At 38.1% G+C, this 15161-nt stretch carries 14 protein-coding genes and 1 tRNA gene; 8 read left to right on the top strand and 7 right to left on the bottom strand.

The window, feature by feature from the left end:
* Positions 1 to 14: 14 nt before the first annotated feature.
* Positions 15 to 836, top strand: coding sequence for a C45 family peptidase (locus tag N7E81_RS15240; protein ID WP_263050458.1), 822 nt, complete (start codon positions 15 to 17; stop codon positions 834 to 836).
* Positions 837 to 883: 47 nt separating this feature from the next.
* Here N7E81_RS15240 and N7E81_RS15235 read toward each other — a convergent pair whose 3' ends face one another.
* The 4 genes from N7E81_RS15235 to aepX all read right to left on the bottom strand — a co-directional run bounded on the left by N7E81_RS15235 (position 884) and on the right by aepX (position 5430).
* Positions 884 to 1690: a phytanoyl-CoA dioxygenase family protein gene (locus N7E81_RS15235; protein ID WP_263050457.1), complete on the bottom strand. Its 807-nt coding sequence runs from the start codon at positions 1688 to 1690 to the stop codon at positions 884 to 886.
* Between the two features lie 136 nt (positions 1691 to 1826).
* The gene (locus tag N7E81_RS15230) at positions 1827 to 2906 is read right to left on the bottom strand and encodes a 2-aminoethylphosphonate aminotransferase (protein ID WP_263050456.1); all 1080 of its coding nucleotides are present in this window, start codon (positions 2904 to 2906) and stop codon (positions 1827 to 1829) included.
* A 106-nt stretch (positions 2907 to 3012) separates the two neighbouring features.
* On the bottom strand, positions 3013 to 4131 hold the full coding sequence (aepY, locus tag N7E81_RS15225) for a phosphonopyruvate decarboxylase (protein WP_263050455.1): 1119 nt from the start codon (positions 4129 to 4131) through the stop codon (positions 3013 to 3015).
* A 6-nt stretch (positions 4132 to 4137) separates the two neighbouring features.
* Positions 4138 to 5430 (bottom strand): phosphoenolpyruvate mutase, encoded by a 1293-nt coding sequence (gene aepX, locus N7E81_RS15220; protein WP_263050454.1) that lies wholly within the window; start codon positions 5428 to 5430, stop codon positions 4138 to 4140.
* A gap of 268 nt (positions 5431 to 5698) precedes the next feature.
* On the opposite strand from aepX, the gene N7E81_RS15215 reads away from it, so the two are divergent.
* Positions 5699 to 6415, top strand: coding sequence for a phosphocholine cytidylyltransferase family protein (locus N7E81_RS15215; RefSeq protein ID WP_263050453.1), 717 nt, complete (start codon positions 5699 to 5701; stop codon positions 6413 to 6415).
* A 5-nt stretch (positions 6416 to 6420) separates the two neighbouring features.
* Here the strand turns inward: N7E81_RS15215 and N7E81_RS15210 are convergent, their stop codons facing one another.
* A complete protein-coding gene (locus N7E81_RS15210; protein WP_263050452.1) occupies positions 6421 to 7023 on the bottom strand; it encodes a LicD family protein in 603 nt (200 codons plus the stop codon).
* A gap of 40 nt (positions 7024 to 7063) precedes the next feature.
* Between N7E81_RS15210 and N7E81_RS15205 the strand changes: the two genes are divergently transcribed.
* Genes N7E81_RS15205 through N7E81_RS15190 form a run of 4 tightly spaced genes read left to right on the top strand, consistent with a single transcriptional unit; the run spans position 7064 to position 11400 of the window.
* On the top strand, positions 7064 to 7972 hold the full coding sequence (locus tag N7E81_RS15205) for a stealth family protein (RefSeq protein WP_263050451.1): 909 nt from the start codon (positions 7064 to 7066) through the stop codon (positions 7970 to 7972).
* A 34-nt stretch (positions 7973 to 8006) separates the two neighbouring features.
* Positions 8007 to 9620, top strand: coding sequence for a cyclic peptide export ABC transporter (locus N7E81_RS15200; protein WP_263050450.1), 1614 nt, complete (start codon positions 8007 to 8009; stop codon positions 9618 to 9620).
* A complete protein-coding gene (locus N7E81_RS15195) occupies positions 9620 to 10450 on the top strand; it encodes a DUF1647 domain-containing protein (RefSeq protein ID WP_263050449.1) in 831 nt (276 codons plus the stop codon). Before N7E81_RS15200 ends, N7E81_RS15195 begins: the two co-directional genes overlap by 1 nt.
* Positions 10447 to 11400 carry a hypothetical protein gene (locus tag N7E81_RS15190; RefSeq protein WP_263050448.1) on the top strand — a complete coding sequence of 318 codons (954 nt, stop codon included), beginning with the start codon at positions 10447 to 10449 and terminating at the stop codon, positions 11398 to 11400. The genes N7E81_RS15195 and N7E81_RS15190 overlap by 4 nt, the downstream gene beginning before the upstream one ends.
* Here the strand turns inward: N7E81_RS15190 and N7E81_RS15185 are convergent.
* On the bottom strand, positions 11397 to 12380 hold the full coding sequence (locus N7E81_RS15185) for a glycosyltransferase family 2 protein (protein WP_263050447.1): 984 nt from the start codon (positions 12378 to 12380) through the stop codon (positions 11397 to 11399). The two genes, N7E81_RS15190 and N7E81_RS15185, sit on opposite strands and share 4 nt — an antisense overlap.
* A 101-nt stretch (positions 12381 to 12481) precedes the next feature.
* Between N7E81_RS15185 and N7E81_RS15180 the strand changes: the two genes are divergently transcribed.
* Complete coding sequence (locus tag N7E81_RS15180; RefSeq protein ID WP_263050446.1) at positions 12482 to 14095, top strand: capsule assembly Wzi family protein; 1614 nt, start codon at positions 12482 to 12484, stop codon at positions 14093 to 14095.
* A gap of 56 nt (positions 14096 to 14151) precedes the next feature.
* Entirely contained in the window at positions 14152 to 14550 is a 399-nt protein-coding gene (locus N7E81_RS15175; RefSeq protein ID WP_263050445.1) for a hypothetical protein, read from the top strand.
* A gap of 294 nt (positions 14551 to 14844) precedes the next feature.
* Here N7E81_RS15175 and N7E81_RS15170 read toward each other — a convergent pair.
* Positions 14845 to 14918 (bottom strand) — tRNA-Asp (locus N7E81_RS15170).
* Between the last annotated feature and the right edge of the window lie 243 nt (positions 14919 to 15161).

The raw sequence follows: 15161 nt of genomic DNA, 5'->3' as shown, positions 1-15161 counted from the left end.
TTTCGAAGTAGTTTATGAAATTAAAATCGCTTGCTTTACTACTGTCCGTTTTGTGGCTATTCACTTCAAAAGTAGAGGCTTGTGCTGTATTATACTATATAGATGCGACGACAGGAAAAATCTATATAGTAAACAACGAAGACTATTGGTACGATGTGAATGCTTATATTCAAATAGAACCAAAATCCAAAAATAAATGGGCACGTCTGTGGTATGGCTGGGATAAGTTTGCTCAAGGAGGAGTGAATGAGGTGGGATTGTTTTTTGACGCTGCCGTCACGCCAGAACAAGAAAAAGTACCTGGCTATGGTAACCCCAATAGTAACTTAGGCAACGAAATACTGGCTCATTGTGCCACAGTAGACGAGGCTTTGCTTTATATAGAAAAGCGGAAAACAGGATTGACTAAAAGCCATATGATGTTTGGTGACAAGTCTGGTAAGGCGGTAGTGGTAGAGTGGGTAGGTGGTAAACGTGAATTGCATTGGGTGGTAGATAATCGGCTTATTATGACCAACTTCTTGTTGTCAGACACTACTGCAGGAAATTATCCATGTTATCGCTATCATTCTATCGAAGAGCGTATCCAAGCTTTGGAAAAAAGTGAGAAAGAAATAAATCTACTCAGCGTGGGCAATACGTTTGGGCAGGCTGGGCAACCTGCAAGAGCAGATGAGAGTGGAAGATTAGGTGGAACGGTATATACCAGCTTTATTAGTCTGACCGATATGAAGTTTGTATTGTCCTATAAGTTGAGCAATGAAAATGTCGTGATTCTCGATCTAGGTTCAGAATTTTCAAAACCTAATAGACAAAAAATTAAATTGAGGAATTAAACAAAAAGGCTTCTATTTATGTTTTAGAAGCCTTTTTGTTGTTTAATCTAATTGCTAGGAGCATGCGGATTGCCTACCATATACCGAGCATCGTTTGGATTTTTGCGTTTGTCGGCGTAATATTTCTCTCTCTTGTCTCCGTCTGACAAAGGATTATAAACCCCATAGATAATTCGTCTGGTCTTGTCTGAATGATTTGGTTCAGACCTATGCGGCAGTCGCTCGGTAAATATCAAAGCATCGCCAGGCTGTGTAGGTAGTTTTTTCCAAGTCAAGGAATCTTCTACACTTTGCTTCATTTTCATGTAATGTGGTTTGTCAGGATAGGGAGCTTCCATAGGGATGATTTCTAAAGTGTCTAAAGGCCAATTGGGTACCACCTGTAGACAGCCATTTTCTTCCGTAGCTTCATCTACACTCACTAGTATAGACAAGTAAGGCTTGATGTTAGGGTCGAAAGAAGCATTGGCTCCTTGTTCATAGGCTACACCGTCTTGGTGTGCTGCATGCGGGCCACCTCCTGGCGATTTGAAGTTGATACGTTCTTTGTACAATATGGCTTGTTCATCCATCAATTCTGTGATTAAATCGATGATAGTAGACCCAGTAAAGATTTCTTTCATACCCGCATGATAGGGAATGAAATTTTCCACTCTAGACAACTGTTTGGGGTTGTCCATTTCATAGTAACACATCCATTGATCCATGCTTGATTCCCAATTAGATATTTCATCTATCCATTGGGACATTTCATTGACACGTTCCTTAAATAAACTAGGAATATGAATGTAGGAGTTTTCATTCCAAAATTGGAGTTGCTCCTTGGTTAGTGCTTTGGAGATTGTTTTTAACATTGAAATAAATAGAATATACCATAGACTAAATGGTAAGGTTATCAAAATGGCTACTGATAGATTGTTTATAGTCAGCCCGTAGTATTACGACTATTACTAGAAAATGGATGTAATTCTACGGGATATTTCAAATAGGTTAAGCATTAAAATAGGCGGTCATTTCTTTCATGACTTTGTGCATATCGTCTGGATATAAATCTCCTATGATAGCCACTCTGAAAGTTGCCTTTTCGGGCATTACACCAGGATAGATAGTGATGCTTCTTTCGTATAGATAGTCATGAAAATGATCGAAGTCAAAACCTTCTTTGCCGTCTAGTTTGAGAGCAAGAAGTATTTTAGATTCTTGGTCCAACGGGAGCAAAGGTTTGAAACCTAAATCTAAAAGGCCATCATATAGAATTTGCCAGTTGGCCTTGTATCGTTCCCATCGAGCAGCTACACCTTCAGTGAGGGTTTCTTTAATGGCTGCCATAAAGGAGTAGCAAATTTGAACAGGAGGAGTGAAGCGAAGTTGGTTTTTCTTTTGAAGGTTTTCCCATTGCTTATATACATCGAAATAATAGCTGCGGCCATTGGCTTTTAAAGCTTCCTTTTGCTTGTTGTGAAACAAAACAAATGAAAGGCCTGCCATACCATGGATACATTTATTGGACGAGCTGAAGATGTAATCCACTCCTAGTTCAGAGAGATGGTACGGATAGGCACCAAACGTACTCATAGCGTCCACAATAGAAACGACATTGAACTCTTTACATACAGCTACCAATTCTTCTACAGGATCCATCATGCCAGTAGAGGTCTCGTGATGGATGAAAGCCAAATGAGTATATTTTTTAGTTGCTAGTGCTTCTTTTACTTGAGCTGGTTCGGTGTAGTCGCCGTATTCAAATAGTGAATCGTAGCTAATGTCATAATTTTCACAGATTTGCGTCATGCGAATCCCATAAGCTCCATTGGTCAAGATCAATATTTTGTCGCCTTTGCCGATGGCAGAAGTAAGTGTAGCTTCCATAGCTCCCGTTCCACTAGCGCCGAACAAGGCTACGTTATAGTCCTTTTGGCCATTGCCAATTTCTAGCAACCCATCGCATATTTCGTGCATGAGATTGCCAAACTCGGTTTCTCTAGGGCAAATATCTTCTACGACCAATGCATCTTTTACCTGTTGGGTAGTGGTGGCTGGGCCTGGATTAAGGAGGATTTTTCTTGTCATGAGATTAGTATTATTTAGTGCAAAAATAAAGTCATTCCGAATTTCGATTGCTATCGAGTCAGAATGACTTTATAATAATTTTCATTTGAAAAAAAGAGGATAAGGCTTAGTTACCCAAATTTTTCATGAAATCTATCTTATTGTCAGCAGGCTTGATGGTAGGTCTGCCAAGGTCTTTTCTAGAGCCTTTCTTTACGTTGATTTCCAACATAGAAGGACCAGTACTCTCCAAAAACTTAGGCATGATCTCTTTCAATTCCTCTTCAGAGGAAGCGGTGAATGTAGACTTGTAGTTACAAGCCTCAGCAATTTTCTTGAAGTCTGTAGTGAAACCAACCGTTGGCTGACCGCCTACAGATTCGTGTGCGCCATTGTTTACCAAGATATACCTTAAATTATCAGGTGCTTGATCTCCTACTATAGCAGCAGATCCCATGTGCATCAAGAATGAACCATCGCCATCCAGACAGATTACTCTGCGGTCAGGCTTGCCTAAGGCTATGCCCAGTGCAATCTGAGATGTATGTCCCATATTGCCTACGCATAGAAAATCTCTGTAATGAGGTTCATTTCTAGCTTCTCGCACTTCGAAAACTTCTCTAGAAGTTTTCCCTGTGGTAGATACCATCACGTCGTCATCGTTTAGCTCTTCGAGCAACACTTCGATGGCGCGCTCTCTAGACATCGGGTAGGTATCAGGTTTCGCGCTTTGTAGTTTGTAAGGCTCAAAAGTTTCCTTTTCTATCAATAGAATATAAGGCGCTTTCTCCTTTTGCATAAATTCAAAAGCAGTATCTATTTGCTTTTGGGCTTCAGCCATGTCTTTCGACAAAATACAATAAGGAATCTCCAAAGATTGGATCATCGCCTCATTGATTCTGCCCATTTTTACGTGCTGAGGTTCGTCTTTTACTCCTGGTCTGCCTCTCCAGCCTACCATGATTAGCATGGGGATGGCATACACTTCAGGGTCAGTCAAAGACGTCAAAGGATTGACGGTATTGCCAAAACCTGAATTTTGCATATATACGAGTGGAATCTTACCAGTGGCTAGGTGATAGCCAGCGGCAATTCCGATACATGCGCCTTCGTTGGCTGCAATGATGTCATTACTATTGTCAGAGACATAGGCGCAAAAATCTTTCAATAGGGAGTCAGGGACTCCCGTTGAAAAATCTACGCCTTTGGCTGTTACAAAATCAAAAAACTCTGCGGTATTCAGCATGTAGGCTTAATTTGGTAAAATGGTCAATATTTCTTTGATGGACATACATTCTCCATCTACTTCCTTAGATCGCTTGTGCGTCAAGATTGACTCAGCAGTTCTCTTCATCGCAGGGAATGCTGTTCTTAGCAAGTGGTTGGCATATATAACAATACTAAACCCAGCTGCTTTCAATTCGTCTTCAGTGAATTGGTTGTATGAAGATGGCACTGAAATCACAGGTACTTTCACGTCGAATTTTTGGTATTCTTTCATGAATTCCATGATTTCTTTACCGTCTTTGTGACGAGAGTGAATCATGATACCGTCGGTACCTGCTTCGATATAAGCCTTTGCTCTTGTCAAAGCGTCTTCCATTCCTTTGTCAGCAATTAAGCTTTCTAGTCTAGAGAAGATCATGAATTCGTCAGTAACCTGTGCTTTTTTACCCGCTTGTATTTTTTCACAGAATCCTTCGATGGTGTCGAGGGTTTGCTCTACTTCAGTACCAAACAAAGAGTTTCTTTTCAATCCTACTTTGTCTTCGATGACTACGGCAGACAATCCTAGTCTTTCGATGTTTCTTACCAACATGGCAAAGTGCTCAGCTACGCCACCAGTGTCACCATCAAGGATCATTGGTTTGGTCGTTACGTCCAGAATATCGTTGATCGTAGCGAATCTAGAAGTTCGGTCTACATACTCTGTATCAGGCTTTCCTTTGGCAGTAGAGTCAGTCAAACTACTCAACCACATGGCGTCGAATTCTCTTACTTCACCGTCTAGTTCCACCTTAGTGTCTTCTACGATAAGTCCAGAGATACCATTGTGTGTTTCCATCACTTTCACTAAATGGTTGTTGTCGAGCATTCTTCTCAACATTCTTCTTCTAATGTCAGGAGTGTTGCCGATTTCTTTCATGGCTTGTCTCAAGCCTGTAGAAGAGATGCCAGACGTATAAGCAGGCTCTACTAGTTCGCCACCCCATTCGCCGATTACTTTAAGTACTTTCTCCCGGATGTGTCTTTGTGGGCCTGTTTTCCAGTCATCACCATGCACAACGTAGTCAGGTTTTAATGCTCTTAGGTTGGTTTCGTAATCAAGCTCTTCTTGTGCAATGACTTCATGCACGCCTTTGATGTTTTCCAATATTTGTTTTCTCTCATCGAAAGATAGGAAGGGTACACGTGCAAATTTTGATACTGCTTCGTCTGATAATAACCCGATAGTTACTTCTCCTAACTCGCGTGCTTTTTCAATTATATTGATGTGGCCGTGGTGCACCAAATCAGTACCCATACCGACATACACTTTTTTCATGCGCTTATTATTTGATTTTTAATTGTCACAAGGAACTTTAATTGCATAATTTCTACTCTACTTGTGAGTTAATTATTGACAATGTCAGTTTCATGCTAAACTTGATTTTACGTCTTAATTATTCTGAAATTCATTTTTGGGTCGGAGTGCAAAACTAAAAGATATATTTTGCAATCATTTGTAATGACTCATAAAAATGCTTCTACCCCCAAAGCATTTTTTATCTATCTTCGCAATTCTAAATTTTAGGTAAATTTTAAGATATAAAATGAGCAATCAGACAATCAAAACAGCAGTGATTTTGGCTGCCGGAAGAGGGACAAGGTTAGGAGATAGAACTAAAGAAATGCCAAAAGGTTTTTTGGAGGTTGGTGGTGAAACATTGATCGAACGCTCTATTCGATTGCTCAAAGCTAATGGTATAGAGAAAATAGTCGTGGGGGTAGGCCATAAAGGGACGGCCTATGAAGATATTCAGGAGCAATATGGACTCACCATTTATTATAATGATGAGTATTCCACTACAGAAAGCATGTATACGCTCGTGTGCGCAGCTCCTCATGTAGATGGCGATTTTTTATTGCTAGAGTCTGACTTGCTTTATGACATATCTGCTTTGCAGACTATTCTGAATTCGACTCAAGCAAATGTGATTTTGGGCAGTGGTTTTACCAATTCTGGTGATGAGGTTTATCTACATGCCTTCGAAAATGGTGATTTTAGATATTTGTCGCAAGATGGTAATGATAAAATAAACTCCTATGCCGAGTTGGTTGGTATTTGTAAAATCAGTCAAGATTTGTATCAAAAAATGATTGCTTTGCCAACGATCAAGAAGATGAAGTATGAATATGCTTTTAACGTGTTGTCTCCCTCAGAAGCTATTCATGTAGAAAAACAGGTAGATCTAGTTTGGTGTGAGATCGATGATGAAGACCATCTCAAACGTGCACTGAATTTGGTGTTGCCTAAGTTAAGTAGTTAAATCAGTTAATCTTCCTTTTCGTACCAGTATCCTGTGGTGTTGTCGCGACGACCATTGCTGCCTAGGTAATTGTATATATGCTCAAGGTAAGCTTTGGGTTGAGCTGGTATGAAGGTGTCTTGTTCCAAGAATTTTGTAGCCTTGACAGGTAGAGCCAGTGTTTTGGCAAATGGAGTGCGTTCGCTAGGGTAATGGCTGTTTTCATACGAAGTCAAAGTATTGCCTTTGTCTTCGTAGAAATATACGTCAGCATCAAACCCTTTGTAATTGAAATAAAGTTTGGGTCCTCTATGTCTAAATGACGTGTCGTAAAGTTTGAATCCATTAGGAAGCTCTTTGCGCTTACTCCAAACTTTTTCATACTCCTCTTCATGACACCCAAAATCTACATCTATATCGTGAGGTAAGATGGTGTTTTCTCTGTGATATCCCAGTAAGGTGCCAAAGTCTATCCAATACATGGCTCCAGTGCTTTTCATGTAGTTATTAGTGACTCTAAATAACTCTTCAAGAATCTCCAGTTTTTTATTGGTGTAATTACCTGGTAGGGTGGTAAAGAACACATGGATAAAGCGTTGAAGTTTTTGTATGATGGATGAAAGATTCATATTTTTGCGCTCAATTTTAATCGTGCAAATCAAATAAAATTTGAGCAATTCGGACCAGTCTATTGACATTGTTTACACTTGGGTGAATGGAGATGATCCCGTTTACATCAAAAAATGTCAGAAATTCGCAGAAAATCTTGATGATGTTAATCCCGAAAGATTTCGAGATGTATATGATATGCTCAAGTACAGTCTTCGTTCTATCGAGCAGTTTGTACCATGGGCGCGCAATATTTATATACTGACCCAAAAACCACAAGTGCCAGAATGGCTTAATACAGATCACCCCAAAGTGAAGGTGGTTCATCACGAAGATATTTTTGATGAGGCGTATTTGCCTACCTATAGCTCTAGTGTTATTGAAAGTTATTTGGATAAAATCCCAGGGCTATCAGATCATTTTCTCTATATGAATGATGATTTTCTTTTCGGAAATACGACTCCAATGGAGGCGTTTGTGTCTGATGCTGGCAGAATCAATATTTTCGGGACGCTATTCGGTGAAAATCCGAGTTGGAGGATCTATGAAGCTAAGAATGATATTATAGGATTGGGATTGGTGGAGCATTGTCCGATTTTGGTGAAGAAGGACTGCTGGGATGCCATGTATAAGCTTTGGCCAGAAAAAACACATGAGAAGCGCCAGCATCGATTCAGGCAGGATGACGACTTTATGGCATATAAGCTGTACAAGTATTATATGCTGAAGTATCAACGAGAGCTATGCCGTCCAATGAATGTGTTTGAACTTAAGAAATGGCAAATTTTCCACAAGATTACCAATAGTTTCAATAGACAAAAAAAAGCTTTTGCCCGTATCGATAGGGTTCGCCCTTATTTTTATTGTCTCAACGATGATCAAAAAGATAACCCTAACCAACAGGTGGTTGAACTGGTGCAAAATTTTTTACAGAACTATTATCCGAACAAGTCTTCTTTTGAGAAGTAATCCGTCCGTGATTTAAGTTATTCAATATATTCAAATGAAAATTATTAAACTCCTTATACAGTCCTCTAAGTTACTATTTGTACTGGCTGTTTTTAGTAGCGCTCTTACAGGGATATGTTCTTCCTTTCTGATAAAGATGATTGTGGAGTCTATAAACACTGAAAATTTTAATGCGGCAAGCTTTCAGGTCGAGTTTGGTTTGTTTTGGGTAGGATATGGAGTGCTTGCTGTGGTTTCGTCATTTGCAGTATCAAAATTGAGCCAAGGTATTATTCATCAATTAAGAATTTCTTTGTCTACTAAGATCTTACAAGCTGATTTTAGTGAAATTGAACGTAATCAAGATAGAATTTTCCCCATCCTTACAGAGGATATAAAGACCATATATCATGGTATTGATAGGCTCCCTAGCGTAACTACTGGATTAGCTACAGTTTTGGGAGTACTAGGGTATATTGTATATCAACATCCTACTTTGAGTTTGGCAGTTTTAGGGCTGTTTTTGGCAGTATTTATTCTTACCAAACTCTCCTTACCATTGACAAGAAAATACCAAGAGAAATCACGAGTGCTTTGGAATGATATTTTTAAAATATTTGAGGGGCTGACTTATGGGATAAAAGAGCTTTCGTTGAATAAAAAATTCAAGAAATTTTATTTGAAGGAAGTAATTGAGAAGACCAGTGAAGAGCAAAACAAATACATGGTCAAGGAAAGTGTAGTAGTGGCTATTGCGTCCAAGTCTGGAGATATGGTGTTGCTTTTAGGTATGGCAGCGTTGGTGGTTTATATTTTTGCTACGGGTTTTGTAGAACCTTCTGTTTTTGGTGAATTTTTGACTTTAGTCCTGTTTATTATCGCTCCATTATCTACGGTTTCAGGTTGGTTTAGCAATTTGAAAAGGATAGAAGTTGCCTTAGAGCAAATCAGTGAAACGGGTATTGATTTGGAAGATACAGCACATGTGGTAAAGCCTATTGAGCTAGATGAGGAAAATGTAGCAGATGATGTTATTATAGATTTAGTAGGAGTAAAGCATGAGTATTATAACCCAGATGAAGACGAGCATTTTGAGTTAGGACCTATTGATTTGTCTATCAAGAAAGGAGAGCTGATTTTTCTTCTTGGCGGCAATGGGAGTGGAAAGACTACATTGGCAAAGATGATGTTAGGCTTATATCCTCCTAAAGAAGGGGTAGTCAAATATAAAGGACAATCGATAGATGACTCTAATCGAGAAGATTATAGAAGCAAATTTGCAGCAACCTTTGTTGATTCCTATTTGTTTGATAATGTAACTCACATCGATGATGCGGACGTGTTGAAACGTGGAGAAGAGCTATTGAAAACCTTAGAGATGACAAAAAAGGTGCGCATAGAAAACGGTAAATTTTCTACTACTCGTTTGTCTGAGGGACAGAAGAAAAGACTAGGACTGATCAACGCCATCCTAAAGGATACAGAAGTTTATCTTTTTGATGAATGGGCTGCAAATCAAGACCCGCATTTTAAGAAGATTTTTTACGAAACTATTTTACAAGATCTAAAAAAAGCTGGCAAGACGATTGTTGTCATCTCCCATGATGAACAGTATTTTGATAGAGGCGATCGAGTGATAAAATTAATGGAAGGCCAATTGGTGTCCTGATGACGAAACTCAATGTCATATTAACCGCTGCTGATGAGTTTTATTTTAGAACTTTTTGTCAATTTGTCTATTCCTTTAATAAGCAAAAAGAGTACGAGAATAGCGAATTGATTTGTTATGATCTTGGTTTTAATGAAGATCAAAAGTCACATCTCAATCAACTTATAAAAAAGGTTCCCAATCTATCGGTAAGAAATTTTGACTTTTCAAAATATCCCAAATTCGTCCAATTAGAATTTAGGACTTATTCATTTAAGCCTATTATGGTGAATGAGATTTTCGAAGAAAAGCAAGGTAATTTACTTTGGCTGGATAGCGCAACAATTCTCAATGAGCCGCTAACTTATGTTTGGGATCAGATTGATCAGTATGGTCTATATGCTCCTATAGGCGGATCAGGGACTTTAAAGGAATGGACGCTGCAGCCTACCTTGGATTATATGAATGTGCCTGAATCACATTATTATGTTCGTAATATTTGTGGTTGTATGTGTGGTTTTGGCTATCATAATGCAGATATAAGAGCGCTCGTTTCGGAATGGAAAAGATATTCGCTTATACATGAGTGTATCAAGCCAAAAGGAGCCAATAGGTATAACCACAAGGATGATCAGTCTGTGTTGACTATTCTTTTAAATCAGTTTAAGGATAGTAAAGGAATTCATTTAACAAAGGACGAGGTTAATATCAGTTCTCCACACCCTGTAAAATTTTTAAGCGTTAGAAATAAACTAAAACCTGATTTTCCCTATAGTCTAAATTGGCTATCGGTATTTTATTTTAATCTTCGAAAAAAGGTAGACGTTTGGGTCAATAAAATCAAATCATGACATTAATTCAATCCATTATTGTAGGCGTAGTAGTTTTTCTTTTCTTGTTGAATCAGGCATATAATTATTTGTCGGGCAAGAAGTTTATTAGAGACTATTGGCACTATTTCATTACTACGAGAAAGTCGTTAGCCTATTGGGACGAGTATTGCGCGAGCAACACTAATAAGTCAGACATAATTGTTTCTTTTTCTACTATACCAAGTCGGATTTCAGAAATTGTACCGACAGTCAAAAGTCTGCTGTCGCAAAAAAGAGCTCCAAAGAAAATTTATTTATACGTTCCTCAGATGTCTATGAGAGAGAAGGTAGGGTATGTTATTCCCAAAGAAATAGAAGGATTGAAGTGTTTGGAGGTGAAGCGAGTAGACAAGGACTGGGGGCCTAGTACTAAATTTATACCAGCTGTTGGGTCTCTCGATCCTGATCAAAAAATATTAGTGGTAGATGATGACAATATGTATCCTCGTACGATGTTGGCAGCTTTTGATAAAGCTTCTGATGAAAAGCCAGATTGGATCGTAGCAGCTAGTGGTTGGAGGGTTCCGGCTGATTTGGTGGATAGGAGTACTACACTTTGGACTAATATAACCAAACAAGCACCTGTGCCTGTGCCTACTACTCGTGTGAGCGAGTATTATCCAATAGATATTGTGCAGGGGTATTCAGGTTTTTTAGTTAGGCCTAAGTTTTTTGATTATGAAGAATTGACCGATTATCCAGAAGAACCAAGAGCTGTTCGGTTTGTAGATGATGTTTGGGTAAGTGCACATGCCCGAGTGCCTAAATATGTTTTTCCATCAAGCAGGTTTTGCTATATACCCTTTTGGACAGAAGGTTTTTTTAAAGCCAATAGTTTGGCATCAATAAACAATCATGGAAAAGAGAGAGACGAGGACAGGAATAATTCAATTGCCCTGCGATACTTCAAGGATAAGTGGGGTAATTAGATCATTGGCTTTTCGTTGCCAAACTTGCTATAAACCATTTTCATGAATAATTCTGGACTATTTCTGTCAAAGGCAAATCGAGAGAAGAACAGAATTTTAAGAAAATGTATAAAACCTAATTCTTTGGTGCTTTGAATAAGCATGTATTTGGACATGGCCAAGTGCCATCGGTCTCTTTTGGCTACTTTCAGTGTATTCACTTTCTTTAAAAGAGCCTTTTTGTTTGTGTTTTTGTCTATTTTCTCAATAGATAAACCTTGGTCATTGAGAAAGTCCGTTAGGGCCTCTCTTCGTATCTTGTTTGCTACAAAATCTTGAACCTTCCTTTTTGATGTACTGGCTTGCGTAGGGTGAATTCGGTATTTGAGTAAAACTTTTGGGAGGTTTGATAATATACCTACTCTCGAAACATCATACCAGAATTTATAATCTTCGGCTAAGGCATAATCCTTGTCTCCGTCGATAAAAGCATACTCTCTTTTGTATTTAAGGTTGTTTTCTTTGATAACGCTATGACGAATAATACTTGATGGGTTTTGTATTGTACTAAACCAGAATATATTTCGCCTGCATTGTTCATACCCTGGTCTAAAACGCTTCCATATAGCATTGTATTTGCCAAATACTTCAATAAAAGTGCCCGAAGCCGCAATTTCAGGGTGATTGTCCATGAATTTTACTTGTTCTTCCAATTTGGTAGGAAGCATAATGTCGTCAGCATCCATTCTGCAGATGTAATCTGTTTTGCATCTGCTTAATCCAGTATTCAGTGCGTTGATGAAACCTTTAGTTTTGAAATGAATAATTTCTATTTTGTCACTATTAAAATCTTCGATGATTTCTACTGTATTGTCAGTGGATAAATCATTGACTATTAGTAGTTTGAAGTCTTTGAATGTCTGATTTAAAATGCTTTCTATACACTCAGATACAGTTTCTGCAGCATTGTAAACTGCCATAAGTATAGTGACTCTTGCCATGCTTATTTGATTAATTACATTATTGTGCGAATTTATGGATAACGATCCGAAATCATTAGGTTGTGCTGATTAGTTTTACGCTTTAATAATCCAATAGCCTCATGAATATACGATTGTTTGTTTTTCTGAATATAATTTTTTTAGTGTCATCAAGAGTGTCAGGTCAAGTGATATATCCTTCAGATCATACACGCGACTATTATGAGATATTAGTGCTTAAAAACCCAGAAATATCACACCCTATATCAATACATCCTTCTATAATTTCACAGTATCAGGTTGATTCGACGTTGTCTTGGAATATTTGGGGAGATAATTTTAAACTTGGGGTAAAGTCTTCGGAGAAAAAAAGCTTCGTATGGGTGGATCCGTATGTTAATTATAATGCTAACACTATAACCCCTCGTGGGTATAATGATGGAGCTATTTGGTCAGGGAAAGGTTCGAATATGGCACTCACAGGTGGTTTTCAAGGTAAGTTGGGAATCCTTCATTTCTCATTTGTTCCTATTGTTACTTGGTCTCAGAATCTGTCTATTGACATTCCTCCTAATGTTACTGGTACAGTTAAAAGTCCATATTCATACCCTTTTAATGGTAGGATCGATTATGTCCAGCAGTTTGGAGAAGGGGATTATTCTCAGTTCAATTTTGGACAATCAGAGGTGAGACTAGTATATAAAAAAATGACTTTAGGAGTTTCTACCGAGAATTTTAAGTGGGGTCCTTCTATTTGGAACCCGATTTTGATGAGTAATAATGCAGCAGGGATTCCACATATTGATATAGGGACTGCCATACCAATAGATACTAAAATTGGTAAGGTTGAAGGTAAATGGTATTGGGGGGCAGCATATGAGTCGGATTATTTTGACGATAACCCTGAAAATGATCGAAAATATGTGACAGGGATTTCTTTAGGTTATGAGCCATCTTTTGCGCCAGGGTTAAGTTTGGGACTAAACAGGTTGCTTTATACCAGATGGGCAGATGGGGATTTGGCTGCTAGGGATATTTTTGCAGTATTCTCTCATAATACGTTTAAGGATAGCCTGAAAAACGATGAGTATGATCAAATGATTTCTGTTTCAATTAAGTATCGTTTTCCAGAAGTTGGTTTCGAATGTTATATAGAGTATGCTAAAAATGATTTTCACTCGAATTTAACAGGCTGGTTTGAGGAGTTTGATAGGGGTAGGGCACTCAATTGGGGTGTGATGAAGTTATTTGATTTGGATGATAAGAATGTATTGAAATTTGGGTACGAATTTACCACCCTAAGTGCGAATCAAAATCAGATACTACCTAGTAATGTTAATCCCCCATACTATGTACATAGCGTCGTGCCTAATGGATATACTAATCAGGGGCAAATAATGGGTGCAGGAATTGGTACGGGTTCTAATGGAAGTATATTAAAAATTGATTGGTATAACCCTAAAGGGAAACTTGGGGTGATTTATTCAAGAATAAGGTTTAATGATGATTATTTTGTGAATGCGTATAGCCAGCAGCCTGAACCTCCATATCCTGCTGATTTTGAAGTAAGTGCGGGTATCGATTATGTACGCTATTTTAACAGATTCAGTGTCAGGCCACAAATCATGTGGAACTACAGGAAAAATTGGTATTATCAAGATGATGTCGAAGTCCATAATTTTCATTTTGGCTTGCAAATTCATTACTTGATTAAGAATTCTAGCATAAGTAATTAACTCCTATCGAAATTGGAATGATATTTGAAATACGGGTTCGAAAAAAAACAGAACATATGAAATATACATTGAAGTTTATAATCTTTTCAGTCTTTGTCCTTGTAGGATTTAGCTCGCTGGGTCAGTCTAAAAAGACCATTTTTTTCTATGAAATCGATGATAAAGCAAAGATTATAATCGATGATAAATTGGTGTATGAAAGTGAAGAAGTAGGTTATCTAGGAGGGGTAAAAATTGAAGTAGATATTACTAAGTATGTAGTTACTGGTGATGAGGATATAACAATAGAAGTGGTTAATACCAACTGCCCAGACTGTACTGGAGGTAATCCGTGGGGTGTCAGCTATGAAATTATTGACGGTGATGAGGTGATGGATTATCAGTATGATAATGGTGAAGGGGATGAAGATAAGAGAGTTGCTTACTCTTATACTTTTTACTGGAACGATCTGTAATGTAAACGTCGAACGATCGAAAGAATGTAAAGGTTAGTGCTAAATGTACTAACCTTTTTTTCTTTTAGAGTTTATCTGGACGGCTTTTAGAAAATTTTTGAAGGCCAAGATCAAAGCCTTTAGAAGTCAATTCCGTGGTGTCACAAATGTGGAATTTTTCTTATTCCGACTCTCTAAAATTTATGCGTGAAATTTCTAATCCTCCAGAAATACGGCTTGATCCTGATGGATCAAGGATTTGATTATGGGTATAAAAAAAGCACTTACAAATTAATGTAAGTGCTTGATAACCAGCGGAACGGACGGGATTCGAACCCGCGACCTCCTGCGTGACAGGCAGGCATTCTAACCAGCTGAACTACCGCTCCTGGCTGCTCTTTCGGGGTTTGTTTCCCTCAATTGCGATGCAAAAGTAGAAGCTATTATTCTATTATGCAACAACTGTCTAGGAATATTTTTAAATATTTTTTCATCGCATATGAGCTTGTATTTTTGATGTAAGATAAGGGCTTATGTATCAATGGATTTCGAATTTTTTAATGCTTTTGTTGAAGGATAAATTTGAATATCATCAACCATTGATTTATCTTCAATCTCTATTGTAGAGAAAA

The sequence above is a fragment of the Reichenbachiella carrageenanivorans genome, from assembly GCF_025639805.1.
Taxonomy (GTDB): Bacteria; Bacteroidota; Bacteroidia; order Cytophagales; family Cyclobacteriaceae; genus Reichenbachiella; species Reichenbachiella carrageenanivorans.
The sequence above is the reverse complement of the archived record's forward strand: the minus strand, read 5'-3'. Positions and strand labels throughout refer to the sequence as shown.

Excerpts from the sequence above, each read along its gene's own strand:
- N7E81_RS15240 (WP_263050458.1), top strand. The coding sequence starts at position 15 with ATGAAATTAAAATCGCTTGCTTTACTACTGTCCGTTTTGTGGCTATTC.
- N7E81_RS15235 (WP_263050457.1), bottom strand. The coding sequence starts at position 1,690 with ATGTTAAAAACAATCTCCAAAGCACTAACCAAGGAGCAACTCCAATTT.
- N7E81_RS15230 (WP_263050456.1), bottom strand. The coding sequence starts at position 2,906 with ATGACAAGAAAAATCCTCCTTAATCCAGGCCCAGCCACCACTACCCAA.
- aepY (WP_263050455.1), bottom strand. The coding sequence starts at position 4,131 with ATGCTGAATACCGCAGAGTTTTTTGATTTTGTAACAGCCAAAGGCGTA.
- aepX (WP_263050454.1), bottom strand. The coding sequence starts at position 5,430 with ATGAAAAAAGTGTATGTCGGTATGGGTACTGATTTGGTGCACCACGGC.
- N7E81_RS15215 (WP_263050453.1), top strand. The coding sequence starts at position 5,699 with ATGAGCAATCAGACAATCAAAACAGCAGTGATTTTGGCTGCCGGAAGA.
- N7E81_RS15210 (WP_263050452.1), bottom strand. The coding sequence starts at position 7,023 with ATGAATCTTTCATCCATCATACAAAAACTTCAACGCTTTATCCATGTG.
- N7E81_RS15200 (WP_263050450.1), top strand. The coding sequence starts at position 8,007 with ATGAAAATTATTAAACTCCTTATACAGTCCTCTAAGTTACTATTTGTA.
- N7E81_RS15195 (WP_263050449.1), top strand. The coding sequence starts at position 9,620 with ATGACGAAACTCAATGTCATATTAACCGCTGCTGATGAGTTTTATTTT.
- N7E81_RS15190 (WP_263050448.1), top strand. The coding sequence starts at position 10,447 with ATGACATTAATTCAATCCATTATTGTAGGCGTAGTAGTTTTTCTTTTC.
- N7E81_RS15185 (WP_263050447.1), bottom strand. The coding sequence starts at position 12,380 with ATGGCAAGAGTCACTATACTTATGGCAGTTTACAATGCTGCAGAAACT.
- N7E81_RS15180 (WP_263050446.1), top strand. The coding sequence starts at position 12,482 with ATGAATATACGATTGTTTGTTTTTCTGAATATAATTTTTTTAGTGTCA.
- N7E81_RS15175 (WP_263050445.1), top strand. The coding sequence starts at position 14,152 with ATGAAATATACATTGAAGTTTATAATCTTTTCAGTCTTTGTCCTTGTA.